Origin of the sequence: Erythrobacter longus (genome assembly GCF_000715015.1) — a bacterium.
Taxonomy (GTDB): Bacteria; Pseudomonadota; Alphaproteobacteria; order Sphingomonadales; family Sphingomonadaceae; genus Erythrobacter; species Erythrobacter longus.
The window spans coordinates 53,673-76,713 of the sequence record NZ_JMIW01000005.1; the positions used below are offsets into that span (position 1 = coordinate 53,673).

Annotated in this window: 26 protein-coding genes; 8 read left to right on the forward strand and 18 right to left on the reverse strand. The window is 59.0% G+C overall.

The features are described 5' to 3' along the window. Genes EH31_RS11365 through xseA form a run of 3 tightly spaced genes read right to left on the reverse strand, consistent with a single transcriptional unit; the run spans position 1 to position 2,659 of the window. The gene (locus EH31_RS11365) at positions 1–963 is read right to left on the reverse strand and encodes a M23 family metallopeptidase (RefSeq protein WP_241765908.1); all 963 of its coding nucleotides are present in this window, start codon (positions 961–963) and stop codon (positions 1–3) included. After that, positions 950–1,153, reverse strand: a complete 204-nt coding sequence (locus EH31_RS11370; RefSeq protein ID WP_034960536.1) for a DUF2093 domain-containing protein — start codon at positions 1,151–1,153, stop codon at positions 950–952. Before EH31_RS11370 ends, EH31_RS11365 begins: the two co-directional genes overlap by 14 nt. Positions 1,154–1,177: 24 nt before the next feature. Continuing rightward, positions 1,178–2,659, reverse strand: a complete 1,482-nt coding sequence (gene xseA, locus EH31_RS11375) for an exodeoxyribonuclease VII large subunit (RefSeq protein ID WP_034960537.1) — start codon at positions 2,657–2,659, stop codon at positions 1,178–1,180. Here xseA and purD point away from each other — a divergent pair. Further along, positions 2,658–3,941 (forward strand): phosphoribosylamine--glycine ligase, encoded by a 1,284-nt coding sequence (gene purD / locus EH31_RS11380; RefSeq protein ID WP_034960538.1) that lies wholly within the window; start codon positions 2,658–2,660, stop codon positions 3,939–3,941. The genes xseA and purD overlap by 2 nt on opposite strands. A 657-nt stretch (positions 3,942–4,598) precedes the next feature. Then, positions 4,599–4,961: a hypothetical protein gene (locus EH31_RS11390; RefSeq protein WP_034960541.1), complete on the forward strand. Its 363-nt coding sequence runs from the start codon at positions 4,599–4,601 to the stop codon at positions 4,959–4,961. A 228-nt stretch (positions 4,962–5,189) separates the two neighbouring features. Here EH31_RS11390 and EH31_RS11395 read toward each other — a convergent pair whose 3' ends face one another. Beyond that, on the reverse strand, positions 5,190–6,188 hold the full coding sequence (locus EH31_RS11395) for an adenosine kinase (RefSeq protein WP_034960695.1): 999 nt from the start codon (positions 6,186–6,188) through the stop codon (positions 5,190–5,192). Positions 6,189–6,327: 139 nt separating this feature from the next. Between EH31_RS11395 and EH31_RS11400 the strand changes: the two genes are divergently transcribed. The 3 genes from EH31_RS11400 (at position 6,328) to EH31_RS11410 (ending at position 8,540) form a co-directional block, all read left to right on the forward strand. Then, positions 6,328–7,071 carry an EI24 domain-containing protein gene (locus tag EH31_RS11400; RefSeq protein WP_034960543.1) on the forward strand — a complete coding sequence of 248 codons (744 nt, stop codon included), beginning with the start codon at positions 6,328–6,330 and terminating at the stop codon, positions 7,069–7,071. Beyond that, on the forward strand, positions 7,064–7,468 hold the full coding sequence (locus EH31_RS11405; protein ID WP_034960544.1) for a hypothetical protein: 405 nt from the start codon (positions 7,064–7,066) through the stop codon (positions 7,466–7,468). The genes EH31_RS11400 and EH31_RS11405 overlap by 8 nt, the downstream gene beginning before the upstream one ends. A gap of 97 nt (positions 7,469–7,565) precedes the next feature. Continuing rightward, on the forward strand, positions 7,566–8,540 hold the full coding sequence (locus EH31_RS11410) for a hypothetical protein (protein WP_034960545.1): 975 nt from the start codon (positions 7,566–7,568) through the stop codon (positions 8,538–8,540). A gap of 3 nt (positions 8,541–8,543) precedes the next feature. On the opposite strand, the gene EH31_RS11415 is transcribed toward EH31_RS11410, so the two are convergent. The 13 genes from EH31_RS11415 to EH31_RS11475 form a co-directional block, all read right to left on the reverse strand. Next, on the reverse strand, positions 8,544–9,020 hold the full coding sequence (locus EH31_RS11415; RefSeq protein ID WP_034960546.1) for a hypothetical protein: 477 nt from the start codon (positions 9,018–9,020) through the stop codon (positions 8,544–8,546). Then, on the reverse strand, positions 9,020–9,382 hold the full coding sequence (locus tag EH31_RS11420; RefSeq protein WP_034960548.1) for a HesB/IscA family protein: 363 nt from the start codon (positions 9,380–9,382) through the stop codon (positions 9,020–9,022). Before EH31_RS11420 ends, EH31_RS11415 begins: the two co-directional genes overlap by 1 nt. After that, complete coding sequence (locus tag EH31_RS11425; RefSeq protein WP_034960550.1) at positions 9,382–9,843, reverse strand: SUF system Fe-S cluster assembly protein; 462 nt, start codon at positions 9,841–9,843, stop codon at positions 9,382–9,384. Before EH31_RS11425 ends, EH31_RS11420 begins: the two co-directional genes overlap by 1 nt. A gap of 2 nt (positions 9,844–9,845) precedes the next feature. Beyond that, positions 9,846–11,096, reverse strand: coding sequence for an aminotransferase class V-fold PLP-dependent enzyme (locus EH31_RS11430; RefSeq protein ID WP_081853380.1), 1,251 nt, complete (start codon positions 11,094–11,096; stop codon positions 9,846–9,848). Next, a complete protein-coding gene (locus EH31_RS11435; RefSeq protein WP_034960551.1) occupies positions 11,072–11,497 on the reverse strand; it encodes a hypothetical protein in 426 nt (141 codons plus the stop codon). Before EH31_RS11435 ends, EH31_RS11430 begins: the two co-directional genes overlap by 25 nt. Beyond that, a complete protein-coding gene (locus tag EH31_RS11440) occupies positions 11,494–12,249 on the reverse strand; it encodes a SufD family Fe-S cluster assembly protein (protein WP_034960553.1) in 756 nt (251 codons plus the stop codon). Before EH31_RS11440 ends, EH31_RS11435 begins: the two co-directional genes overlap by 4 nt. Further along, complete coding sequence (locus EH31_RS11445; RefSeq protein ID WP_034960554.1) at positions 12,246–12,659, reverse strand: hypothetical protein; 414 nt, start codon at positions 12,657–12,659, stop codon at positions 12,246–12,248. Before EH31_RS11445 ends, EH31_RS11440 begins: the two co-directional genes overlap by 4 nt. After that, the gene (gene sufC, locus EH31_RS11450; protein ID WP_034960556.1) at positions 12,656–13,408 is read right to left on the reverse strand and encodes a Fe-S cluster assembly ATPase SufC; all 753 of its coding nucleotides are present in this window, start codon (positions 13,406–13,408) and stop codon (positions 12,656–12,658) included. Before sufC ends, EH31_RS11445 begins: the two co-directional genes overlap by 4 nt. A gap of 126 nt (positions 13,409–13,534) precedes the next feature. Further along, positions 13,535–14,098 carry an endonuclease domain-containing protein gene (locus tag EH31_RS11455; RefSeq protein WP_034960557.1) on the reverse strand — a complete coding sequence of 188 codons (564 nt, stop codon included), beginning with the start codon at positions 14,096–14,098 and terminating at the stop codon, positions 13,535–13,537. Further along, positions 14,091–14,507, reverse strand: a complete 417-nt coding sequence (locus EH31_RS11460; RefSeq protein ID WP_206742030.1) for a hypothetical protein — start codon at positions 14,505–14,507, stop codon at positions 14,091–14,093. The genes EH31_RS11455 and EH31_RS11460 overlap by 8 nt, the downstream gene beginning before the upstream one ends. A 38-nt stretch (positions 14,508–14,545) precedes the next feature. After that, the gene (gene sufB, locus EH31_RS11465) at positions 14,546–16,051 is read right to left on the reverse strand and encodes a Fe-S cluster assembly protein SufB (RefSeq protein WP_034960560.1); all 1,506 of its coding nucleotides are present in this window, start codon (positions 16,049–16,051) and stop codon (positions 14,546–14,548) included. Then, positions 16,048–16,485, reverse strand: a complete 438-nt coding sequence (locus tag EH31_RS11470; RefSeq protein WP_034960561.1) for an SUF system Fe-S cluster assembly regulator — start codon at positions 16,483–16,485, stop codon at positions 16,048–16,050. Before EH31_RS11470 ends, sufB begins: the two co-directional genes overlap by 4 nt. Positions 16,486–16,630: 145 nt before the next feature. Next, entirely contained in the window at positions 16,631–17,569 is a 939-nt protein-coding gene (locus tag EH31_RS11475; protein ID WP_051699209.1) for a helix-turn-helix transcriptional regulator, read from the reverse strand. Between the two features lie 296 nt (positions 17,570–17,865). On the opposite strand from EH31_RS11475, the gene EH31_RS11480 reads away from it, so the two are divergent. The 3 genes from EH31_RS11480 (at position 17,866) to EH31_RS11490 (ending at position 22,700) form a co-directional block, all read left to right on the forward strand. Beyond that, a complete protein-coding gene (locus tag EH31_RS11480) occupies positions 17,866–18,948 on the forward strand; it encodes a quinone-dependent dihydroorotate dehydrogenase (RefSeq protein ID WP_034960563.1) in 1,083 nt (360 codons plus the stop codon). Between the two features lie 11 nt (positions 18,949–18,959). Further along, positions 18,960–20,732, forward strand: a complete 1,773-nt coding sequence (gene ggt / locus EH31_RS11485; RefSeq protein WP_034960564.1) for a gamma-glutamyltransferase — start codon at positions 18,960–18,962, stop codon at positions 20,730–20,732. Between the two features lie 165 nt (positions 20,733–20,897). Beyond that, on the forward strand, positions 20,898–22,700 hold the full coding sequence (locus tag EH31_RS11490) for an AMP-dependent synthetase/ligase (protein WP_034960698.1): 1,803 nt from the start codon (positions 20,898–20,900) through the stop codon (positions 22,698–22,700). Position 22,701: 1 nt separating this feature from the next. Here the strand turns inward: EH31_RS11490 and EH31_RS11495 are convergent, their stop codons facing one another. After that, on the reverse strand, positions 22,702–23,031 hold the full coding sequence (locus EH31_RS11495) for a hypothetical protein (RefSeq protein ID WP_152553556.1): 330 nt from the start codon (positions 23,029–23,031) through the stop codon (positions 22,702–22,704). Positions 23,032–23,041 lie beyond the last annotated feature (10 nt).

A 23,041-nucleotide genomic window follows, 5' to 3' on the forward strand; every position in this document is an offset into this window, starting at 1 on the left:
CTAGTTCATCGGCCCTGCAAGAAGGATCGGGTCAAAGCGCGCATCGTGCCATTTGAGGCCCCAGTGAAGGTGCGGCCCGGAAGAACGCCCGGTCGAGCCTACATCGCCGATATGCTGTCCCTGACGCACGCGGTCACCCTCTTTCACGACAAGGCGGCTGCAATGCAGAAATGCGCTGTTGAGGCCATTGCCGTGGTCGATCATCAAAAGCCCGCCTTCAAGGCTGAACCCGGTGCGCGCAAGGACCACCACGCCGTCTGCGGGTGCTACAAAAGGCGTGCCATTGGGTTTGGCAATGTCGATGCCCGAGTGATAGCTCCCCGGCTCACCTTGATAGATACGCTGGCGGCCAAAGCGGCCCGAAATGCGGCCCGTGACCGGCCAGATGAAATCCTGTTTCCACCCTTGCGCATCGGTTTTCCTGGCCCGCGCGGCGACAATCGCATTGTATTCAGGCTCGCGCTGTTTCCAGTAGGCTTCGGGATCGCGAAGCTCGCGCTTGGGCACATTGACCCGTTCAATCTGCCAGTCGCGTGAAGAGACACTCAACGTTTCGCCGTGGATTTGGCCACTTTCCAGCCTTGCGCTCAGGGTGACAGTGCTCTCAGCATCGCGGTCAAAGGCTGCAAAGAACGACCCGTCTTCGCCAATTTCGATCGCTTGGTCGCCCAGTGATGCAGAGACTGCGCCATCGGGCACAAACCCGCGGATAAACCCGCCTTGGGTGAGCTCACCTGAATAAGAAAACCGCGTGTTTTGATAGGCTGGCTCATCGGCGGAACCTTGCGAGCCCGTTTCGCTCTCAGGTGCAGCCGCTGCCACAGGCTCCGCTGCGACCGGTGCAGCTGTTGCCGATTCAACAGCAACCGGGGTTGCCGCTTCCGTCCCGGTGCAGCTTACAAGTCCCAGTAATCCCAGCCCAGCAACAATCCCAAGCCTGCGCATCGCGTTACTCTTGCTCAAGCAGGCGGCGGGTCGCGATTTCAGGGGTGGCATAGGCCTCCTGATGCTCCGCGCTCCAATAGCGAAGGTCTTCCAGGTGGATCACTGTCCCGGACACGGCACAAATGACATGTTGGCCCGGGCGAAGCACACGAAAGCCAGAGGGACCATAATGGAGTTTAGCGGTTTTATCGCCTGATGACATCAACATAGGTGAGCCTATAGCAAGCCGGAGCTATCCAAACAAATCATCTTGCGCCGGGTTTGGTGCAGATGGTCGCAATTTGCGCTTGGGAGGTGCAGGTGCAGGTGCAGGTGGAGGGGCGTCCCCCACTCCAACAGTCAGCTCGCCATCCTTGAACCTTAGATCAAGCGCAGTGTGCTTGGCGGCGTCCGCGCGGGAGGTTACGACTTTGCCCTCGCTGGTCCGCACCATCGCATAGCCGCGTTCCAATGGCTTTTCCGGGTGCAATTGCTGTGTCAGCCGAGCAAGAGCATCGAGGCGGTTTTGCCTCTCGCCGATTGGGCGCGTCACAAGCTCGGGTAAGAGCCTGACCCGGCGAAGGCGCTCTTGGCGCGTTTCAAGCGCCTGGCCCAGAAGACGCGGGCTAAGCCGCGCCGCAGTGCCTGCCAATCGCTCGCGTCCCTGCCCTGCACGGTCACGCAAGCCACGGCGAAGGCGCTCTGAAAGATCGTCGAGCTTTTGCGCCTGGGGTTGGAGCAGCGCTTCGATCTTCGGCATCCGCCGCACGCGCGCTTCCAGCCGCTCACGGCCAAGCTCAAGCGGGCGATGCACTGCGCGGCGTTGGCGAGCGGCGAAATCGGCGACCGTGGCCTCCAGGTCCACCCGCACCGGAACTGCCATCTCGGCGGCGGCTGTCGGGGTCGGCGCACGCCGATCCGCCGCATAATCGGCAAGCGTTGTATCGGTTTCGTGACCCACGGCAGAAATCACCGGAATGGTACATTCGGCAATTGCGCGAACCACAATCTCCTCATTGAAGGACCACAAATCCTCTATCGATCCGCCTCCGCGCGCCACAATCACCACATCGGGCCGCGCAACCGGACCACCCGGTTGAATTTCAGAGAACCCTCGAATGGCGCCCGCCACTTGTTCAGCCGCCCCCTGCCCCTGAACCAGAACCGGCCAGACCAGAACATGGCTCGGGAACCGGTCGGCGAGCCGGTGCAGAATATCGCGGATGACTGAACCTGTGGGCGAGGTTACCACCCCGATAGTGCGCGGCAGAAACGGCAGGCGGCGCTTGCGCTCGGGTGCGAACAGCCCTTCGGCGTCCAACCGTGCGCGGGTTTTTTCCAGCAGCGCCAGCAAAGCGCCCTCGCCCGCGACCTCAAGACTGTCGATGACGATCTGGTATTTGGAACGGCCGGGATAAGTCGTCAGCTTACCCGTCGCGATCACCTCAAGCCCGTCTTCGGGCACAAAGGCCAGCCGCCCCGCATTCCCGCGCCACATCACCCCGTCGAGCACCGCTTTGTCGTCTTTAAGCGCGCAATACATATGCCCAGAAGCCGCGCGTTTGACGCCGGAAAGCTCGCCGCGAAGCCTTACATAGCCAAAGCGATCCTCCACGGTGCGCTTCAAGCTTTGGGAAATCTCGCTGATCGTAAGCGGCTCGGCATTGTCGCCGTCTCTGCTGCGCGCTAGCAGGCCAGAACTGTCGTCGTTGTTTGAAGAGGGGCTGCGAGCCATGAATATCCTGTTGATCGGGTCGGGTGGCCGTGAACATGCGCTAGCCTGGAAGCTGGCGCAATCCCCGTCTTGTGATAGGCTCTACGCCGCCCCCGGAAATCCGGGCATCGCTGAGGAAGCGCAAATTGTGACCCTTGATGCGAGTGATCACACGGCGGTGGTGGAGTTTTGCAAGGTACGCGATATCGGCCTTGTGGTGATTGGCCCGGAGGCTCCGCTGGTCGAAGGCCTTGCCGATAGCCTCGCCGCCGCTGGCATCCCCGCTTTCGGCCCGTCCGCCAAGGCCGCGCAATTGGAAGGCTCCAAGGGTTTTACCAAGGATTTGTGCGCAAGAGCCGATATCCCCACAGGCGGCTATGTCCGCACGCACTCCCTCGCGGAGGCTGTCGAAGCGCTTTCCAAATTCACCGCGCCTTACGTGCTCAAGGCCGACGGGCTCGCGGCAGGTAAAGGCGTTGTCATCGCCGCCACGCTCGAAGAGGCGAAAGCTGCGCTCGCCGATATGTTCGACGGAGCATTCGGAGAGGCCGGCGCGCAGGTTGTGATCGAGGAATTTCTCGAAGGCGAAGAGGCAAGCTTCTTTGCGATCACCGACGGCAAAAATGTGCTGCCTTTTGGAACGGCGCAAGACCACAAGCAGGTGGGCGAAGGCGATGCTGGCCCCAACACCGGCGGCATGGGCGCCTATTCGCCCGCACCCGTCCTCACCGACGAACTTCAGGCCCGCGTGATCGCAGAGATTATCCAGCCGACCGTCGACACGATGCGCGCCGAGGGAATGCCCTATTCCGGCGTGCTTTACGCAGGCCTCATGCTGACCGCGACCGGCCCCCAGCTGATCGAATACAATTGCCGTTTCGGCGATCCGGAATGCCAGGTTCTGATGACGCGGTTCGAGGGCGATCTGGCAGCGGTGATGCTGGCCTGTGCCAAGGGTGAACTGTCCGGGGGCGAGCTTGCCGGGGTCGAAGCCGGTTTCGCCGAGGAAACCGCGCTCACCGTGGTGATGTGCGCCAATGGCTATCCCGGAACGCCGGAAAAGGGCGGGCGCATTGATCTGGGCACGGCGCAAGCAAATGGCGCAAAGGTCTTTCACGCAGGCACAAAGCTGGTGGACGGCGCTCTGGTCGCGAACGGTGGCCGCGTGCTCAACGTGACGGCAAGCGGCGCGAATGTGACAAAGGCCAAAGCGGCAGCCTACGAAGCGGTGGCCAAGGTCAATTTCCCAAGCGGCTTCTACCGCAGCGATATCGGCTGGAAAGAAGTCGCGCGCGAGGGATAACTGCAGGAATTGGGGTAAAAGCACGCTCACGGAGAAACAATGAGAGCGATCCTTCTTTTAGGCTATGTACGGGCCAGCCTACGAACGAGCCACCGGGTCGACAAATAGCCAAAAAAGCAAAGAGGAACACTCCACCATGCGAGGTGAGCCGTCAGTGAAGCCCACACGGCTTCGTCTTTGGGCAAAAGGTCATAGTACCGCTGTCGGATCGCGCGAAGGACGTACCAGTGGAGAATTGGATAAGCCGTTGCCACGCTGAGGCTTCCCAAACCCCAGAAGAACCACCGCTGCCGAGAGAAGGCAAAGCCCACTAAAATGGCTAGCAAGATCGGGATCGAAGACCCTAGGAGGACGATTGTCATTGTCGCAGGTTAGCAGTCTGTACCACGTCCGCAATTGGGTGGATTTCCCGAGCCGCATCTACCGCAACGATATCGGCTGAACAGACGTTGCGCACGAAGGCGAGTACGCGCATCTGCCCACGCCCAACCCCTCCCGCAAGCGGGGAGTCGCAGACGGCCGTAGGCCAGCGGAGCGAGACTTGCCGAACCGATAGGTGAGGCTTAGTCGCAGCGGGGTGGGCTGTATGGAGAGCGTGCAGACACAAACTTGATTCAGATCAAAGACACTTGGCCTTAATGGGTTCATACAGCCAATATGACCCATCGCCTCATCATCTCCGCCGCAGCAGGTCTGCTCCTTGCCTCTTGTCAGTCCGCTTACCCGGATGCGCCTCAGGTCGGGGCGATCTCGACGGCTCCTGCGCCCGCTTTCGTCGAAGCAGCTTGCGGGGGGTGCCATGCGGTTGAGCCACCCTTCCTCTCGCCCAATGCGACCGCGCCAAGCTTTGAATCGATTGCCAATCGGCCCGGTGTGACCCGGTCCACAATCCAGGCCTGGCTCAGAAACGCGCACAATTATCCTGAACAGATGGATTTCGACCTGACCCCCGATAAGGTCAATGAAGTGTCCAACTACATGATTACGCTAAAGCGCCGGGATTACGTGCCGGTGGAGTGATTTCGAAAGCTGGGGTGACGTGGGCAAGCCATGTCGGAGAAACACTGGTTTTCCTACTCGGGCTTAGCGCGCTAACCTCAAGTATGGCTTTTTCACTTCCCGGCACGCTTGACCCAGTTCAATCGGTAGAACCGATTAGTGAGCGCCCGACTAATCGAACGGATTTCAACCCCAGGACAGTGTGTCAAGTGTGTCAAAACTTGCGTATTTTAGCGCATTTTCAGAAGCTTACAGACTTTGCTCCATCAGCGCCTTCATATCGGCTTCTGGACGCGGGCCATAGTGTGAAATCACTTCGGCGGCTGCAATGGCTCCGCGCTTGAGGCAAGTCTCCAGCTTCTCACCGCGCGCAAAACCGGCAAGGAAACCGGCGGCGAACTGGTCGCCTGCCCCTGTGGTGTCGACCACCTTGGCAACAGGCGCTGCGGCAACAACGGCGCGCTCGCCATATGCGCTGGCAACGGCGCCTTTGGCGCTGCGGGTGGCGACGAGGACGGGGACATTGGGCGCGATCATGTCGAAGCCGGTTTCGAAATCGTCTTCACCCGTAAGGCTCGCAAGCTCGGTTTCGTTGACGAAGAGGATGTCGATCAGCCCCTCTTCGATCATGGCGCGGAAATCATCGCCGTGACGGTCGATGACGAAGCTTTCGGAAGCGGTGAACGCGACCTTGCGGCCTGCGGCTCTGGCAACGCCCATGGCGCGGCGCATGGCATTACGCGGCTCTTCGGGGTCCCAGAGGTATCCTTCGAGATAGAGGATCGCGGCGCTAGCGATCAGCTCTTCGTCGAGGGCCGAGGAAGGCAGGAACTGGCCTGCGCCAAGGAAGGTATTCATCGTGCGCTCGCCATCGGGCGTCACAAAAATCAGAACGCGCCCGGTCGCAGGTTCACCAGTCCGGGCCGGGGTGTCGAAATCAATTCCGGTTGCGCGCATATCGTGGCGAAAGACCTTGCCGAGCTGGTCATCGGCAACCTGTCCGATAAACGCGCATTGCAGACCAAGGGTGGAAATGCCCGCCAGAGTGTTGGCAGCGGAACCCCCGGAAACCTCGCGCGCAGGTGGCATAGCGTCGTAGAGCTCGTCCGCCTTCGCCTCATCAATCAATGTCATGCCACCGCGATTGAGACCAAGCTCTTCAATAAGGCCCTCGTCGCACGAGGCGATGACATCAACAACAGCGTTGCCAATTGCGAGTACGTCATAGCGGGTGGTTGTGTCTGACACGATGAAGAGGTCCTTGGATCGAATAATTGAAAATGTTGAGCGAGCGCCTAGCGCCAAGGAGGGGAGAGGCCAAGCATAAAGGGGTAAAGCGCCTATGCGTGGTTTGACTTAAGCCAAGAGGGCAAGCACAGGTGAAGGTATGAATGACGTGATTTCAGCGCTGGTAAAAGGCCTTGGCCAGCTTACCGACCGGGCGGTTGTGTTGCTGCTTGTCAAGACGGCGGCGATGACACTTCTGGTGTTCGCGCTGTTCGGCACTGGCCTCTACTTTGGCCTTAGCGTTGCACTCGAAGCAATTGGGCTTGAAGCGGCCGGTGTTGATGGTGGCGGGTGGGCTGGATCTGGAGTTGCGGCGGCGGCGGCGGTGATCATCGGTGGCCTTGCATTCTGGTTCTTGTTCCGGGTGGTGGCGCTCGCAGTGCTTCAATTCTTTGCCGATGAGATTGTGATTGCGGTCGAACAAAAGCACTATCCCAAGGCCGCTGCGCAAGCGAACAAGCTGCCGTTTCAGCGTGACCTTGCCAACAGCGTGCGCGGGATTGGAAGAGCGTTATTGTTCAATGCTCTGGCCCTGCCGGTCGCGGCTGTGTTGGTGTTTACAGCGATCGGGCCTGCGATTGTATTCCTGCTTGTTAATGCAGTGCTATTGGGCCGGGAACTCACCGATATGGCATGGTTTCGTCATTGCGGTGACCAACCCAGCGCAAACCCCGTCCCCGGCTTTCAGCGCTTTGTCTTGGGAGCGGTTATTGCAGCGATCATGGTGGTCCCCTTCGTCAATTTCCTTGCTCCCATCTTAGGGGCGGCGGCTGGAACCCATTTGGCGCATCGGGGGATGGGTAGTGCTATCGCCAGCGGTCAAGGAACAGCATTGGATGCGTAAGGGCTTCGCAGTGATTTGTCTTAGCGGCCTGTGCCTGTCTGCCTGCGCGGGAGGGGCCGGCGGCGCGTCCACCACCGCTCGCACCACGGCTTCGGCTGGCACGGTTCCGCCCCCGCGCATTTTACGTGGAAACGGCCTCGAAAGCGTTATTGGCAAGCAAGCCACAGCCCTGACCCAGCGTTTTGGCGAGGCGCGGATTGACCTTTCCGAAGGCGACGCGCGCAAGTTGCAGTTCATTTCTGAAACCTGCGTGCTCGACATCTTCCTCTACCCGCTTCAACCGCGCTCCCAGCCGGTTGCGACCCATATTGAGGCACGCAGACGGGTTGGCGGTGAGAGTGCCGACCGGGCGCGGTGTATCTCCGAGGTCGAACGTAGCTCGCGTTCGGGCGGTTAAGGCGGGTGGATAAGGCGGGTGGATAGATCGACTTGGTAACCCGGCTTTAAGCACATTGTGTCATGTAACTGCCCATATCAAAGGGGTTACGACCAAAATGACCACGCATTTTACTGAACTCGCCAAAGCTGCCGCCGTCGATGGGAAGGTCGATGCACAAGAGGTTCTCGCGCTTCGCCGCCAAGGTTGGGGCGATGGGATCATTGCACGCGACGAGGCAGAGGCGCTGTTTGCGCTCAACAATGCCCTCGATCAACGCGACGAGGAATGGTGCGACTTTTTCGTTGAGGCCATCGGCGAATTCGTCCTGAACGCCACCCCGCCCCGCCTGCAATGCGACGATGCAGAAGCCCGCTGGCTGATCAAACAGGTCGACCAGGATGGGATCGTGGACAGTGCGGTTGAGCTTGAAACAATCGTGCGCATCATCGAGCGCGCTGAAAACGTGCCTTCGCTGCTTAAGAACTATGTTGTTGAGCAAATCGAGCAAGAGGTTCTCACAGGAACAGGCCCCACGCGTTGCGGTGGTGAATTGTCAGACACGCATATCACCAGCACGGAGGCCAATATCCTTCGCCGTGTGGTGTTCGCCAGCGGTGGTTGTGGCCCTGCTGCGGTCAGCCGGTTTGAAGCGGAGATGTTGTTCCGCCTCAAAGATGCAACGCTATCGGATGCCAACGCGCCGGAATGGGAGCAATTGTTCCTCGATGGGGTAGAGAATTATCTCAAAGGCTTCACCATGGCGAATGCCCAGTTGAGCCATGACCGCAAGCTTGAACTGCAAAGCTTTGTTGCGGACAATGACGCCAATGTTGGACGCTTCTTGGGTAATATGGTCCGCGCCGCGCCCAATGTGTCTGAGAATTTCGCGAACGCAATGGGCGTTGTTTTCGGCAAGCGCAAAGGCGGGCCGCTGCCAGAAAGCGCAGGCGAAAACATTGTCGCAGCGTCCATCGAAGGGGCCAAGGTTACTCAGGCTGAAAAAGACTGGGTCAACGCCATGGTGGAGACTGACGGCGAAGTGGATGATCTTGAGCAACGCTTGATCGCCCGGATTGTTAAAGGCAGCTGAGGTTCAACGCTTTAGCGGGGCAAACCCTTTCGCTACAAGAGAGCGCCAGCGTCTTTGACGGTGGGCATAGAAAACGCGCGCAAACCCGGCGACAAGCGGCGTTAGAAAGCCTGCGTCCACAGTAACACGGTCGGTGTAGCGCGTTGCGGTGCCGCCCGTGTCGGGTGCGATCTCGATCCAGTGGTCCCAGCGTTTTATCATCGGGCCATAGCCATTATCGCGCAGCGTCCGGACCTCGCCATCGGGCTCGGGGAAGCTGATAACGATCGCCTGCCACCCTATCGGGATGATGCCAAACAGCAGCATCAAGGCGCGGTGTTCGCCCACGGTCCAGTCTGGCGGGAACCGCTTCCCCCCGCGCGGCACAAACCGGATCAGCGGCGCGGCAATATAGTCAAGAAGCGCCGAGGTGCGCACATAGGTCCACGCTTCGTCAGGCGCGCAGTCAAGCGTTGTCGTCAATTCGACAACCCGCTGCATCAGACCATAAAGCTCTCACCGCACCCGCACGCGCCTTTGGCGTTGGGGTTTTCAAAGGTGAAACCGGCGGTGAAGTCGTCTTCGACCCAGTCCATGGTCGATCCCACCAGATAGAGCACACTCGCCCCGTCGATGTAGAATGTGCCGCCGGGTGTTTCGATCTTTTCGTCGAAGTTGGCCTCTTCGGTGACATAATCGACCGAGTAAGCAAGGCCGGAACACCCACGGCGCGGGGTTGAGAGTTTGACGCCGATCGCATCATCAGGCGCCTGGCTCATCAGATGGGCAATCCTCTCCTCTGCGCCCTTTGTCAGGACCACAGCTGCGGGCAGTTTGCGGGTCTTTGTTGTTGTATCGGTCATCACAACATCCCCAGTTCGAGGCGGGCTTCGTCGGACATTTTTTCAGGGCTCCATGGCGGATCCCAGACCAGCTCCACCTCCGCATCCCGAATGCCGGGGACGGATGCGGCGCGCAGCTCCACTTCACCCGGCATAGTCTCGGCAACCGGACAATGCGGGGTCGTGAGCGTCATCGTGACGGTCGCATCGCACTCATCATCCACTTCAACCCCGTAAATCAGGCCCAGATCGTAGATGTTGACCGGAATTTCCGGGTCGTAAATCTCTTTGAGGGCATCAATCACTGCCTGCTGCAAATCGCCACCCGGACCGCCAGCGGCGTCGCTGGCCGGCTTCTGGTGCAGGAAACCGTCGAGATAATCACGGGTCCGAGGTGCAGTCGCGCCCGATGTGTCCGGGTCGACAGCGTCTTCAACCCGAGCGCGGGGTGGTTTTTCCTGAGTTTGGTTGGGAGTGGTCATACTCAAATGCCTTTTCCAAAAATCCGGCGAGTGCGGGCGATGCCTTCAAGAAGCGCGGTTACGTCTTCCTGAGTGGAATAGAGCCCGAAACTGGCGCGCGCCGTGGCTGGTACGCCGAGATAGTCCATCAATGGCTGTGCACAATGGTGGCCTGCGCGGATGGCGACATTGGCTTCGTCAAGGATGGTGCCAAGGTCATGGGGGTGAATGCCGTCGATGGTAAAACTGACGATCCCTGCGCTTGCCTCAGGACCGTAAACGGTCACATCGTTCATCGCGGTCAGCTCGCGGCGAAGACGGGCCACAAGCTCGCCTTCCGCCTCGTGCATCGCGCCAAGGCCAACGGATTGAACGTAATGCGTGGCAGCGGCAAACGCGATCGCTTCAGTGATCGCAGGCGTGCCCGCTTCAAAACGTTGGGGTCCGCTGGCGTAAGTGGTCTTTTCAAAGGTCACGCGATCGATCATCGCCCCGCCGCCTTCCCAGGCGGGCATTTCGAGCAGGATTTCAGAGCGCGCCCATAAGGCACCGATGCCCGTTGGACCATAAAGCTTGTGCGCGGAGAAAACGTAGAAATCGCAATCGAGCGCTGCGACATCGACCGGCATATGCGCAACCGCCTGACAGCCATCGAGGAGCAATTTCGCGCCGACTTTGTGAGCGAGGTCCGCCGCACGCTTGGCATCGAGCACGCCGCCCAGGACATTGGATACATGACCAAAGGCGACCAGTTTGTGTTGCTCGGTGAGCATGGCCTCGGCTGCATCCAGATCGATCTGATGGTCGCTTGTCAGTGGCACTACATCGATATGTGCGCCAACCTCTTGCGCCAGCATTTGCCATGGCACGATGTTGGAGTGGTGCTCCAATTGCGAGAGGAGAATGCGGTCGCCTGATTTGAGGTTCGCCTTGCCCCAGCTTTTGGCGACAAGGTTGATCGCCTCGGTCGCGCCCCGGGTAAAGACGATCTCGTCCTCTCCGCCGCCGATCAGCGAGGCAATCGTGCGCCGCGCGTTCTCATAGGCCAAAGTCATATCGGCCGAGCGCGAGTACACCCCGCGGTGAACGGTCGCATAGTCTTGCCCGAGCGCGCGCGACATGGCCTCGATCACCGCCCGCGGCTTTTGCGCCGTCGCAGCGGTGTCTAGGTAATGCCACGGCGCGCCATCCTTGGTCACAAGACCAGGAAAGTCAGAGCGCAAGTCAGCAGCAGGTCGATTGGCAAGGGCTAGGGGCAAACTTCTCTCGTCCATTGATTTGTGTTGGGGCCATTCTGGCATTTGCGACGAAGGCCCGCTTCAACAGCTTCCCAGCCGCCGCTTTCGGCTTTTAGCTCAAGACGCCATTGAACCGCGTTGACCTTCGGATCATCAATGCCTTCGACGGTCGCAATAACGACTTTGTGCCTGTTGTTGCGCGGGTTACGTCCTTCTTCATACTCGGCATCGCGCGCCGAAAGGCCAAGCATCTGGACGTAAAATTCCGCCATATCCTTGGGCTTTTCGTAATTGGTGTCGAACCGCTGCATCGGTGCAAATTCGCTCGACGGGAGCATAAGCGCGCTTGTTTCGTCTTGCGCTGAAGCCGTCACGGCCGCGCCGCCCAGCAATGCGATAACGGGCAGAACCGCCAGCTTCGAACTTTTCGTGATCATAGTTTACCCTCCAATTTAGAAAGCGCTGCTTCGAGAAGCTTTTCGCGGCTTTCCTCGTCCTCAAGTTCTACAAAGGCATCACCAATAAAGGCCTGCACCAGAAGTCGCCGTGCCATCTCGGGCGAGAGCCCGCGTGCAGCCATGTAGAAGCGCGCCGCCTCATCAAGTTGACCAACGGTCGCGCCATGCGCACATTTCACGTCATCAGCGAAGATTTCAAGCTGCGGGACCGCATTGGCGCTCGCACCTGCTTCGAGAAGCAAGCCTTTGAAATCCTGTGCAGCGTCGGTTTTTTGCGCGTGGCGCGCGACTTTGATCTCGCCAAGGAAATTGCCCGCAGCCGTGCCCCAATGGACGCTGCGGACGATCTGGTTGCTGGTTGCATCGGGCTGCGCGTGCACAGTTTGCGTCACAAATTCGCGGGTTGCATCGCCGCCACCGATCGTCACCCCGCCAAATTCAAAATGCGCGCCTTTGCCGAGTGTGACTTCGATCTCGAGGCGGGTGTAGTCATCACCAGCGCTGGTCGCGAAGACTTCGGCGCGCCCGCCATCGCCGACGCTCATGCGGATCCGCGTGACTTCGGGAGCATCGCCGCCGACAACCATGCACGTGCGCTTGGTCTCGCCAGCGGGCACCGCGATGTCTTGCCATTCGGAAATGCCAGCAAGGCCAAGCCGCTCGACCGCGTCGATATCGGCATAGCGCCACGCCTCATCGCGGCGGGTTGGGAGGGTTGCTATTTGTGTCATGATCCGTCTCCCCGACGGGCAGCTGCCAGCGCTTCAATGCCCTCCTCACGCCTCGAAAAAGTGCACTGCCCGACATTGCCTTGTTCAAGAACAGCATTCAGGCGGTTGCCCATTTCACGGCGCGATAAGTCCATCTGTTCGAGTGCAACAAACTCGGGAACGAGCGGTGTCATGCACGAAGTCATCGCGTCGCAACCGATTGCATCGATGTCTTTGTCGCCGGTCGACTTGCGGGTCTTACAAACAACCGCGCCGTCTTTGAGTTTCCAGCTGCCCCGCCAGTCGCGCAGCTGCCGGCCAATCACGACAATCTCATTCTCGACTTCCGGCTCCAGCGTCGGGGACGGGGCCAAGGACGGAAACGGCGGCGGCGCTGCAGCGGATAGGGTGAGGAAAGCGATGCCTATCATGCCATCACCGCATCGTAGCCTTCGTCTTCGAGACGAAGCGCAAGCTCTGGGCCACCGGTCTGAACGATGCGTCCATCGGCGAGAATGCTCACCTTATCAGGCTTCACCACGTCGAGCAGGCGTTGGTAATGGGTTATCAGGAGCACGCCCTTGTCGGGTGCGCGCATGATCGAATTGATGCCCTCACCCACAATGCGCAGCGCATCGATATCGAGGCCTGAATCGGTTTCATCCAGCACAGCGAATTTGGGATCAAGAATGCCCATCTGCACCATTTCAGCGCGCTTTTTCTCGCCGCCGGAAAAGCCGACATTCACCTGCCGCTTGAGCATTTCCATGTCCATTTTGAGAAGCGCGGCTTTCTCTTTGGCAAGCTTCAGGAACTCGCCGCCGGACAGAGGCTCCTCGCCGCGGAACTTGCGCTGCGCATTGAGGGCCTCGCGCAGAAATTGGACGTTGGAGACGCCGGGGATTTCAACCGGGTATTGGAAACCGAGGAACAGGCCCGTGGCGGCACGCTCATGCGGGTCGAGGTCGAACAGGTCCTGGCCCATGAATTCGACCGAGCCGCTGGTCACGTCATATCCGGGCTTTCCCCCAAGGACATTGGCGAGCGTCGATTTACCCGCGCCATTGGGGCCCATGATCGCGTGGACTTCGCCAGCCTGAACTTCGAGAGAGAGGCCCTTGAGGATCGGCTTGGGGTCGGCCTCGCCAACGGTTGCGTGGAGGTCGGTGATCTTAAGCATCTGTTTCAATTCCATAGCAATTTTCGTCTCCCCGGACTTGATCCGGGGTCCAGCTTGCTTCTTGCGAAATGGCAAAGGAGCGGGATGCCGGATCAAGACCGGCATGACGGGAGGGGGTAAATTGGCTCATCGGCGGTCACCACCATCGCGGTCATGTCCCCTGTCACTACCAGCGCGATTGTCTTTGCGATCAGGCCGTGAGTAATCTTGGTTGGGGTTGGCCTCGCGGTGGGCGCGGGCGGCGTCTTTTCTGTCTCCGATACGAATGCGCATGCCAGCGGTGATACGCGCGAGCACGGCGTCCATATCGTCGAGGATATCAGTCGCCTTGATGCGCATGATGCGAATGCCAACGCTCTCGAGGCTCTTGTCGCGGCGTTTGGCCAGCGTTTCGTCCTGATCCTCTTCATCGATCATGATCGCCATACCGAGGTTGTGGCAGTTGAAGTCGACAATCGCGCTGCCAACAACGGCAAAGCGTTTGAAGGTGTAGCGGCCGAGATCGGCCTCAGCGAACTTCTTGGCGAGCGCTTTGTTCGCAGGCGAGGCAAAGCGCCGCATTTCGCGCGCACGGTCGTGGAGCGCGTCGAGACGCTTATCCGAAATCTTCCACCCGCGACCCTTTTTAGGGAGCTCGGGGGCTTCGGTGTCGCTTGTGTCGCGGAGGCCTAGGGTTTTGCGGTCAGTCATGGGTAGCTTCTGCCTTATTTGGCCCTACCGGACCAGGTATGGGGATCTGCCAAACAAATAGGTCTTCCTCGTATGTCAGCTGCACTCTTCTCAGTTCCTCTGCGGAGCGGATGAGGTCTCTGGCTGAATAAGCCCGATTGCCTCGCCCATTTGGCAGCATCTCAAATACCTGCAATTCAAGGTCGAGATAATTGCATGCCTCGCGTGCGTCCGAATTGACCGCAGCTAAGCGTTCGTCAATTTCCGCAACGCTCGTTTTCCCATCAACTGCTGGACGAGGAGCGTAAGTGGCGCCGCGCAAGCTCGTCTCCAACTCAATCATCTGGCGGTCATAAGGTGTCCGGCACTCAAGGTAAGGTTGCATCACCAACAAGAGTTGCGAAAGCGCAGGCAATTCGGTGTCGGCCATTGGTGCCGTTGACATCGCAAGGGCAAGAAATACGCCCATCACCCCACACTCCCCTCAAGCGAGATCGCCAGCAGCTTCTGCGCTTCGACGGCAAACTCCATCGGCAGCTCTTTCAGCACGTCTTTTGCAAAGCCGTTGACGATCAGCGCCACCGCTTCCTCTTCGTCGAGGCCGCGTTGTTGGGCGTAGAACATTTGCTCATCGGAGATTTTCGACGTGGTCGCCTCGTGCTCGATCTGAGCGCCGGGGTTCTTCACCTCGATATAGGGCACGGTGTGGGCGCCGCATTCATCGCCCAGCAGCAGACTGTCACATTGCGTGAAGTTGCGCACCCCTTCGGCCTTTGGACCCACGCGGACAAGCCCGCGATAGGTGTTGTTCGAATGGCCAGCGCTGATCCCCTTTGAGATGATGGTCGAGCGCGAGCCCTTGCCATTGTGGATCATCTTGGTGCCGGTGTCGGCCTGCTGGTAATTGTTGGTGACCGCGACCGAGTAGAACTCGCCCACGCTGTCTTCGCCATTGAGGACGCAGGACGGATACTTCCACGTCACCGCGCTGCCGGTTTCAACCTGCGTCCAGCTGATCTTGGAGCGGTCGCCTTGGCAAAGCCCGCGCTTGGTCACGAAATTGTAGATCCCGCCCTTGCCCTCGGCATCACCCGGATACCAGTTCTGGACAGTCGAATATTTGATCTCCGCATCTTCCATGGCGACCAGTTCCACGACGGCTGCGTGAAGCTGGTTTTCATCGCGCATCGGGGCGGTGCAGCCTTCGAGATAGGAGACGTAAGAGCCTTTCTCCGCGATGATCAAAGTGCGCTCAAACTGCCCCGTATTCTCGGCATTGATGCGGAAATAGGTGGAGAGCTCCATCGGGCAGCGCACGCCTTCGGGGATGTAAACAAAGGTGCCATCGGAGAAGACGGCTGCATTGAGGCAGGCAAAATAATTGTCGCGCGTGGGCACAACCCGGCCCAGCCACTTTTTGACGAGTTCAGGATACTCCTTGATCGCCTCAGAGATCGAGCGGAAGATAACGCCGGCACGCATCAACTCATCGCGGAACGAGGTCGCGACGCTCACGCTGTCGAAAACGGCATCCACGGCGACTTTCTTCGCGCCTTTGACCCCGGCGAGCACTTCTTGTTCGCCCAGCGGAATGCCAAGCTTGTCGTAAACGCGCTTAATCTCGGGATCGAGATCGTCGAGCGAATCAAGCTCCACCTTCTTCGTCGGCGCGGCGTAGTAGTAGGCGTCCTGATAATCGATTTTCGGATAGCCGACTTTGGCCCAATCGGGCTCTTCCATTTCCTGCCACATGCGGAAGGCTTTCAGGCGCCAATCGAGCATCCATTCCGGCTCACCCTTTTTGCCAGAGATAAACCGAACCGTATCTTCGGTCAGGCCCTTTTCGGCAAATTCGGTCTCAATATCCGAGGACCAGCCATGCTCATACTCGGTCGCAGCAGCAGCCGCGTCCTTGGCGTCCCTATCTATCTCTTGGGTGTCGATTTCCGGTTGTAGGTCGAGATTGTCGGTCATGCCGTAAGCTCTTTTTGTGTAAATTTTTGAGAGGGTGAATTTGGACGCAGATCGTCCAGAGTGATTTCAGCAAGCGCGCCGCGCAGCTTGGCGTTGATCATCGGCCAATGCGGCTTCATATTGCAGCCGGCCTCGTGATCGCAGTCGCCATTGTCGAGACATGCGGTAAGCGCAATCGGCCCCTCCACCGCTTCGACAATATCGGCAACCGTAATCGCAGCAGCTGGGCGGCCCAATTGCAGACCTCCGCCCGCACCGCGAACCGACCGCAGAAGGCTCGCCGCGGTCAGCTTGGACACCAAACGTTGAACCGTGGGAACAGGAAGCCCCGTCTCATTCGCCAATTCAGCCGCGCTCACCCGGCCATCCCCGCAATGGGTCGCCGCCTGGCACATCGTGATGATGGCGTAATCGGTGAGGTTGGAGAGGCGCATGAGAGAGGGAAAAGGGCCTTATTGCGAGTGGTTCTTAAATCGGATTGATTCGTTCCTATTTCAAATACGCGCAATATGCTCCGATTTCAAGCGCAGCGGGAGCGCCGGCAGGACTTGCCTCTCGATATTGCCTGCAAAGAAGGGCTCAGCTGTCCAGTTCGCGCAAGTTTTGCGGGGCGATCATCTCGGACAGGAACGGCGTATCCGGGTCCTGCAAGCGCGCGGGTGTGCGCCCGACGAAGAGATTGATCTCGCGGATCATGTGAGACTGGTCGAAAAAGGCGCCTGCCAACTGCGCCTCGAATTCGGGGGTGAGGCTGGGAAAAGACAAGAGAGCAGCAGCACGAAGAGCGCGGTATTTTCGCGCCAACGCTTGTGGTGGTAGGCCGAAATACCTCTCGGTCAAACGCTGAACCTGGCGCGTTGAATAGGCCGCAGCTTTGGTGAGGTCGTCAAGGCTGGGATTGAGCGAGGACCCAAGCCAGGTATTGACCGTCTTGATCAGCTGAGCATGGCGCGAATTGACCGGTTTAAAGCGGGCCTTCAAAAACTCACCGATGGCAAGGGCGCATTCATGCCCAGTCTGTGCGCCTGATAGATAATCGGCATTGAGCGCCTCACCCAGATCGACCGCATCTTGCCCAAGGACATCGCTTGCGCAAAGCAATCTGTCGCAAATCTCGCCTGCATGAAGCCCGGTCAGCGCGGCCCAGCCAAGGGGAGTGAGTGCTGCGCCAATGGAGTGCATCGGACCTTTGACCTGGATCGGGTGAGCGGTCGATAAAGGCGTCATCACAACGCTCGCGTGATTGGGGTCGCGCCGCCCATCGCGGAACAGCATTTCGCCGCGGCCCTTTGGAAATATCGCAAAATGGCCAACAGATGCAGGCTGAATGTCGCAAATCTCCGGTTCATCGCAGCGGAAGTGGTAAAGCGTGGTCACAAAGTCGCTGATCGCAGCAGGCGGCGCGATGTAGTCAACTTCGATGAGATCACCTGAGGTAAGCTCGACTTCAAAGTCAGCCGCCGTCCCGCCGTTATGACCGCCCGTTAGACCGGGAAAGCCTTCAAATCCCTCAACCATTTGTGCACCTACTCTTCTTTCGCGCAGAGCTAACAGAGGGACTGCACAAAAAAAAGGGCGGCTTTCACTCTAGGAAAGCCGCCCATGTGAGTTGAGGAACTCTTTGCATCGCTGCTTAGAGCCCTTCGGGTCGCGAGCTTTACTTAGCGGGGGTTTAAAAGGAATAATTGTATTGAAGCGACAAGCTTGGAGTGTTGCAATTTTCTCAATACTCGACGCATTTTGTAGCTTTTGTGCGCGTTCGGGTGATTGTTTGCGCTCGACAATCGCCCGTTTTTTGGGCTTAGCAATACGCGATGTTCAGCTCATTCAAACTGTTTGACCTTGCCCGCCCTGCCATTTTCGCGCTCGATTCGGAAACGGGTCACAAGCTTGCGATCAAGGCGCTCAAAGCGGTGCCTATAGGTGCGTCCCCAAAACGCCAAGCGGGCACTTCCAGCCTTGCGATCAATGTGGCGGGGCTCGATTTTCCCAATCCTGTCGGCGTTGCTGCAGGCTTTGATAAGGATGCAGAGGTTCCAGATAGCCTTTTGGCGCTGGGCTTTGGGTTTACAGAAGTGGGATCAATCACCCCGCGCCCTCAAGCGGGTAATCCCAAACCGCGCCTCTTTCGCCTGACCGAAGATCAGGGCGTTATCAACCGGATGGGGTTCAACAATGCTGGCGCTGTGGCGGCGGTTAAACGGCTCGAGGCACGCAAAACTCGCGGTGGCCTTGTGGGTATCAACATCGGCGCAAACAAGGATTCCGAAGACCGGATCGCAGACTATGCTGAGATGGCACGGGTGATGACCCCTTATGCAAGCTACCTGGCTGTGAATGTGTCGAGCCCCAATACACCGGGTTTGCGGGCGCTTCAGGATGAGGGCGCGCTTTCTGCCCTCATCGACGGCGTGATCGCGGCGCGGGCAGAGGCAATGGAGGGCGCGGCATCAAGGGGCAGTCTGCCGCCGATGTTCCTTAAAGTGGCGCCTGATCTCGAGCCCCAAGACATTGACGCGATTTCGCGCATTGCGATGGATAAGGGGCTTGGCGCGCTGATCGTGTCCAACACAACCATTTCGCGCGACGGGCTGACCTCGCGCCATGCAGGCGAAACCGGGGGGCTGTCAGGACAACCACTGCGCCAGCTTGCGCTTCAGCGGGTCCGGGATTTCCGGGCGGCCACTGGCGGGGCTATTCCTTTGATCGGAGTGGGCGGTATCGCCACGGCTGAACACGCCTGGGAACGGATCTGCGCCGGAGCCAGCCTCGTTCAGCTTTATTCCGCAATGGTTTATCACGGCCCCACATTGGGCGCACAAATCGCCCGGGGTCTTGCCCGGATAATGGAGCGCGAGGGCGTCTCAAGCATTGCGGAGGCGGTTGGAAGCGAATAGCTAGCTTGCCCATGCTAAAACACGTCGCAATCTTAGCCCCGTTTGCTCTTGGCCTGTCCGGATGCAGCAATGCGCCCGCACCTCTTTCAAGCACCCCGCCGCCGATTGAGAGAGCGGTCTCCGACCCTATTGACCTTGGCGCCGTCAGCAGCGCTGATCCACGAGCGACCGCTGCGGGTGAGGCGATTTTAGCAAAAGGCGGATCTGCAACGGATGCTGCGATTGCGGTGATGCTGGCGCTTACCGTGGTTGAACCGCAAAGCTCTGGCATTGGCGGAGGCGGCTTTATGTTGCGTGCGGGCGATGGTGAGCTTGTCACATTTGACGGCCGGGAAACCGCGCCAAAGTCGGCAACGGGCAACCGTTTCCTTGATGCAGAAGGCGAGCGGCTGCCCTTCGAGATGCGCACTATCTCGGGGCTTAGTGTGGGTGTTCCGGGCAACATCGCCCTCGCTGCAAAGGCCCATGAAAGGTACGGTAAGCTGCCTTGGGCTGACCTGTTTGAGCCCGCAATTGCCCTGGCGCGCGATGGTTTCGTTGTAAACCGCCGCCTGCACGCATCGTTGAGCGGCCGGGTCGACCGAGCAGGCAAAACCGAGGCTGCGCGCGCTATATTCTATGGCGCAGACGGCGAAGCTTTGCCTGTCGGAGCGACGATTAAAGTCCCCGAATTGGCCGCCACGTTCGAGATGCTGGCAGCTAAAGGGGCCTCGGCCTTTTACGATGACAGCGCCGCCGAATTTGCCGCCTATGTCGCAGGCGAAACCCCGCAAGATGGCCGCATGACAGCGACCGATGTCTCATCCTACACCGCCAAGCAGCGCGATCCCGTCTGTGTTCCCTATCGCGCCTACAAAGTGTGCGGCATGGGCCCACCCTCGTCTGGCGGCGTTGCGGTTGGACAGATGCTGGCTCAACTCGAACGGTTCGATGTCGCTGCTCTTGGCCCAAACAGCCCCCAATTCTGGCACCTCTTCCTCGATTCGCAGCGCCTCGCCTATGCCGATCGTGAACTCTACATCGGCGATGAAGACTTCGTATCTGTGCCTGTCGCAGGGCTTGTCGACCCCGCCTATCTCTCCAGCCGAAGCGCATTGTTGGACCCTGCAAAGGCGCTCGAAGAAGCAGAAGCCGGGACACCGCCCGGAGCCCCCCTCGCCCGCGGCGATGGCGACGAACCAGCCGAAAACGGCACCACCCATTTTGCAATCGTCGACGGCGAAGGCAATGCGGTAAGTTACACCTCAACCATCGAGGGAGCATGGGGGTCAGGCCTCCATTGGGGCGGCTTCTACCTCAACAACGAACTCACCGATTTCAGCACCAACCCGGTTGCAGACGGAAAGCCGGTCGCAAACCGTGTCGAAGGCGGCAAGCGCCCGCGCTCTTCCATGGCCCCTACAATCGTGTTCGATGAGCAGGGCGAGGTCGTTTTGGTGATCGGCGCAGCGGGCGGACCGACTATCCCTGTGCAAGTGACCCGGTCCATCATTGGCGTCCTTGATTTCGGGATGAGCGCTAAGGATGCTCTCAACCTGCCCTTGTTTATGGCGTTTGGACCAGTTGCCATCACCGAAGAAGGCGGCATTGTTGCTGGCATGGTCGATGAGCTTAAAGCGCTTGGCCATGAACAAATCCGGGTGATTGCCCCGCGCGGTAAAACCAATGCTTTGCGCAGGACAGACGACGGTTGGGAAGCGGCAGGCGACCCGCGGATCGCTGACCTTTTGTCCTACACGCCAACAGAAGAGGTCGATCCAGAGGCAGCTGCGAACGCGCCTTGAGCTTGACGGGGTATCTCTTGCCGCCCCGCCAATCATCGCTTATTTCGACTTTTGAGAGAGATATGAGCGTTGCCGTGCCGGCTTTCTGGCGCAGGCATACGCGATGAGGAGCCCTAATCTGTGAACGCCCCATATGCGCCGCCTGTGATTGATCCCAATGACGATCTGATCCTGCAAGACGTTGATTGTGCAAACAACCTTGTCGAGCTGTTCCTGAAACGCGCCGATGAAAAGGGGGATGCCCCCTTTCTCGGGCGCAAGGTTGATGGCGAATGGACCACGCAAAGCTGGAGCGAGGTGGCCAAGGCTGTGTGTCTGCTTGCCGAAAACCTGCGCCGGATTGGCTTGAATGCTGGCGACCGGGTGGCGCTTGTTTCCGAAAACCGCCCGGAATGGTGCATTGCCGATCTTGCGATCATGGCAGCGGGCTGCGTTTCGGTCCCGACCTACATCACCAACACTCAGCGCGATCATGCCCATATTCTCGACAATTCCGGCGCACGCGCCGTGATCGTCTCCAATGAGAAGCTTCTTGCCCCATTGGTGGGCGCGATTGGAGAGACGGGCTGTACCGATTTTGTGATCGGGATTGACGATCTTAAGCGGCGCCAGGCGAGCAGCTTTGAATACCACAATTGGGACGACATGACCGCTGGCGATGCAAAAGCGGCGCGCGCGATCGTCGATGCCCGGATTGCGGATATGGGCCGCAATGATCTTGCCTGCCTCATTTACACCAGCGGCACCGGCGGGGCGCCGCGCGGAGTAATGCAGCACCACGGCGCGATCCTTTGCAATGTATCGGGCGCGGCGGAAATTCTCATCAATGATTTTGGCATTACGGACGAACGGTTCTTGTCCTTCCTGCCGCTCAGCCACGCATACGAACATTCCGCCGGGCAATATCTGCCTATCGGTGTGGGCGCTGAGATTTTCTATGCCGAGGGGCTCGAAAAACTGGCCTCCAATATCGAAGAAACCCGGCCCACCATCATGGTCGTGGTCCCGCGCCTGTTCGAAGTGCTGCGCACGCGCATCATGAAGCAGATCGAAAAGCAGGGCAAAGTCGCCAATTTCATGATGGATGCAGCGCTCAAGATCAGCGGCAATTCGCGCGGCGGCAAAAAACGCCTGCGCGACCGGCCGCTGGATATGCTGGTTGAAAAGACCCTGCGCCCGAAAATCCGCGCCAAGTTTGGTGGGCGATTGAAAGCCATGGTTTCAGGCGGCGCGCCGCTTAACCCCGACGTTGGCAATTTCTTCCAAGCGATGGGCCTCACCATGCTGCAAGGGTATGGCCAGACCGAAGCAGGCCCCATCATGAGCTGCAACCGGCCAAGGACAGGCCTTCGCATGGACACCGTTGGTCCGCCGATGCGCGGAGTCAATATCAAGATCGCTGAAGATGGAGAGATCCTGTGCGCAGGCGAGCTCGTCATGCACGGCTATTGGCGCAATAAGGCCGAAACGGCGCGCACGGTTAAGGATGGCTGGCTTCACACAGGCGACATTGGCCTGATCGATGAAGGTGGCAGGATCAAGATCACCGACCGCAAGAAAGACATGATCGTCAACGACAAGGGCGACAATGTCGCCCCGCAAAAGGTTGAAGGCATGCTAACCCTGCAACCTGAGATCGCTCAGGCGATGGTGAGCGGTGACAACCGGCCTTATGTCGTGGGACTCATCGTGCCCGATGCGGAATGGGCATTGGAATGGGCGCGGGCGAATGACGAGAAATTTGACCTAGCCGCCCTGCAAGACCTCCCCGCCTTCAAAAACGCAGTGCGTGCGGCAGTGGACCGGACGAACAAGGACCTCTCAGTGGTCGAAAAGGTCAAGAGCTTCGCCTTTGCGGACGAAGCCTTCACCATCGAGAACGAAGAGATGACTCCGAGCATGAAAATCCGCCGTCATAAGATCCGTGACCGGTATCAGGAGCGGATCGATGGGATGTATCGTCGGTGAGCTAGAGCCTCTTTCGTAGAGAACCAAGTTCGCACGAAAGGGAAACAAAGCCGCTCTTCAGACGGTCGTTAAACTTAGTTGTCTCTGGACGGTCCAGCACCCATTGCTCTTCAATTGGCGTGTTGGCCTTAACCCGGGTGAGGTCAAACCGGGCATGCCATCCCCCTTGCGCTTCTAGCAGCGTGGTAAGCTCGCCGTGCGCCAGAAACGCGCGCTTTGGTTCAACCTCCTGCCAGAGGTTTATTGCGGCAGATGCGGCATCGCGTTGCTTTTGGGTGGCATCAACCTTCAAGATGAGTGACTGTATTTCTGAGAAGCGGGGTCCAGCCATTGGGCTGATT

Coding starts and splice junctions, on each gene's coding strand:
- sufC (WP_034960556.1), bottom strand. CDS start 13,408: ATGCTTAAGATCACCGACCTCCACGCAACCGTTGGCGAGGCCGACCCC.
- EH31_RS11370 (WP_034960536.1), bottom strand. CDS start 1,153: ATGTTGATGTCATCAGGCGATAAAACCGCTAAACTCCATTATGGTCCC.
- ggt (WP_034960564.1), top strand. CDS start 18,960: ATGCTAAAACACGTCGCAATCTTAGCCCCGTTTGCTCTTGGCCTGTCC.
- EH31_RS11460 (WP_206742030.1), bottom strand. CDS start 14,507: ATGGCCGACACCGAATTGCCTGCGCTTTCGCAACTCTTGTTGGTGATG.
- EH31_RS11420 (WP_034960548.1), bottom strand. CDS start 9,382: ATGACCGATACAACAACAAAGACCCGCAAACTGCCCGCAGCTGTGGTC.
- EH31_RS11440 (WP_034960553.1), bottom strand. CDS start 12,249: ATGACACAAATAGCAACCCTCCCAACCCGCCGCGATGAGGCGTGGCGC.
- sufB (WP_034960560.1), bottom strand. CDS start 16,051: ATGACCGACAATCTCGACCTACAACCGGAAATCGACACCCAAGAGATA.
- EH31_RS11430 (WP_081853380.1), bottom strand. CDS start 11,096: ATGGACGAGAGAAGTTTGCCCCTAGCCCTTGCCAATCGACCTGCTGCT.
- EH31_RS11415 (WP_034960546.1), bottom strand. CDS start 9,020: ATGCAGCGGGTTGTCGAATTGACGACAACGCTTGACTGCGCGCCTGAC.
- EH31_RS11455 (WP_034960557.1), bottom strand. CDS start 14,098: ATGACTGACCGCAAAACCCTAGGCCTCCGCGACACAAGCGACACCGAA.
- EH31_RS11390 (WP_034960541.1), top strand. CDS start 4,599: ATGACCCATCGCCTCATCATCTCCGCCGCAGCAGGTCTGCTCCTTGCC.
- EH31_RS11470 (WP_034960561.1), bottom strand. CDS start 16,485: ATGCGCCTCTCCAACCTCACCGATTACGCCATCATCACGATGTGCCAG.
- EH31_RS11480 (WP_034960563.1), top strand. CDS start 17,866: ATGTTCAGCTCATTCAAACTGTTTGACCTTGCCCGCCCTGCCATTTTC.
- EH31_RS11400 (WP_034960543.1), top strand. CDS start 6,328: ATGAATGACGTGATTTCAGCGCTGGTAAAAGGCCTTGGCCAGCTTACC.
- EH31_RS11410 (WP_034960545.1), top strand. CDS start 7,566: ATGACCACGCATTTTACTGAACTCGCCAAAGCTGCCGCCGTCGATGGG.
- EH31_RS11445 (WP_034960554.1), bottom strand. CDS start 12,659: ATGATAGGCATCGCTTTCCTCACCCTATCCGCTGCAGCGCCGCCGCCG.
- EH31_RS11405 (WP_034960544.1), top strand. CDS start 7,064: ATGCGTAAGGGCTTCGCAGTGATTTGTCTTAGCGGCCTGTGCCTGTCT.
- EH31_RS11495 (WP_152553556.1), bottom strand. CDS start 23,031: ATGGCTGGACCCCGCTTCTCAGAAATACAGTCACTCATCTTGAAGGTT.
- purD (WP_034960538.1), top strand. CDS start 2,658: ATGAATATCCTGTTGATCGGGTCGGGTGGCCGTGAACATGCGCTAGCC.
- EH31_RS11425 (WP_034960550.1), bottom strand. CDS start 9,843: ATGACCACTCCCAACCAAACTCAGGAAAAACCACCCCGCGCTCGGGTT.
- xseA (WP_034960537.1), bottom strand. CDS start 2,659: ATGGCTCGCAGCCCCTCTTCAAACAACGACGACAGTTCTGGCCTGCTA.
- EH31_RS11475 (WP_051699209.1), bottom strand. CDS start 17,569: ATGGTTGAGGGATTTGAAGGCTTTCCCGGTCTAACGGGCGGTCATAAC.
- EH31_RS11435 (WP_034960551.1), bottom strand. CDS start 11,497: ATGATCACGAAAAGTTCGAAGCTGGCGGTTCTGCCCGTTATCGCATTG.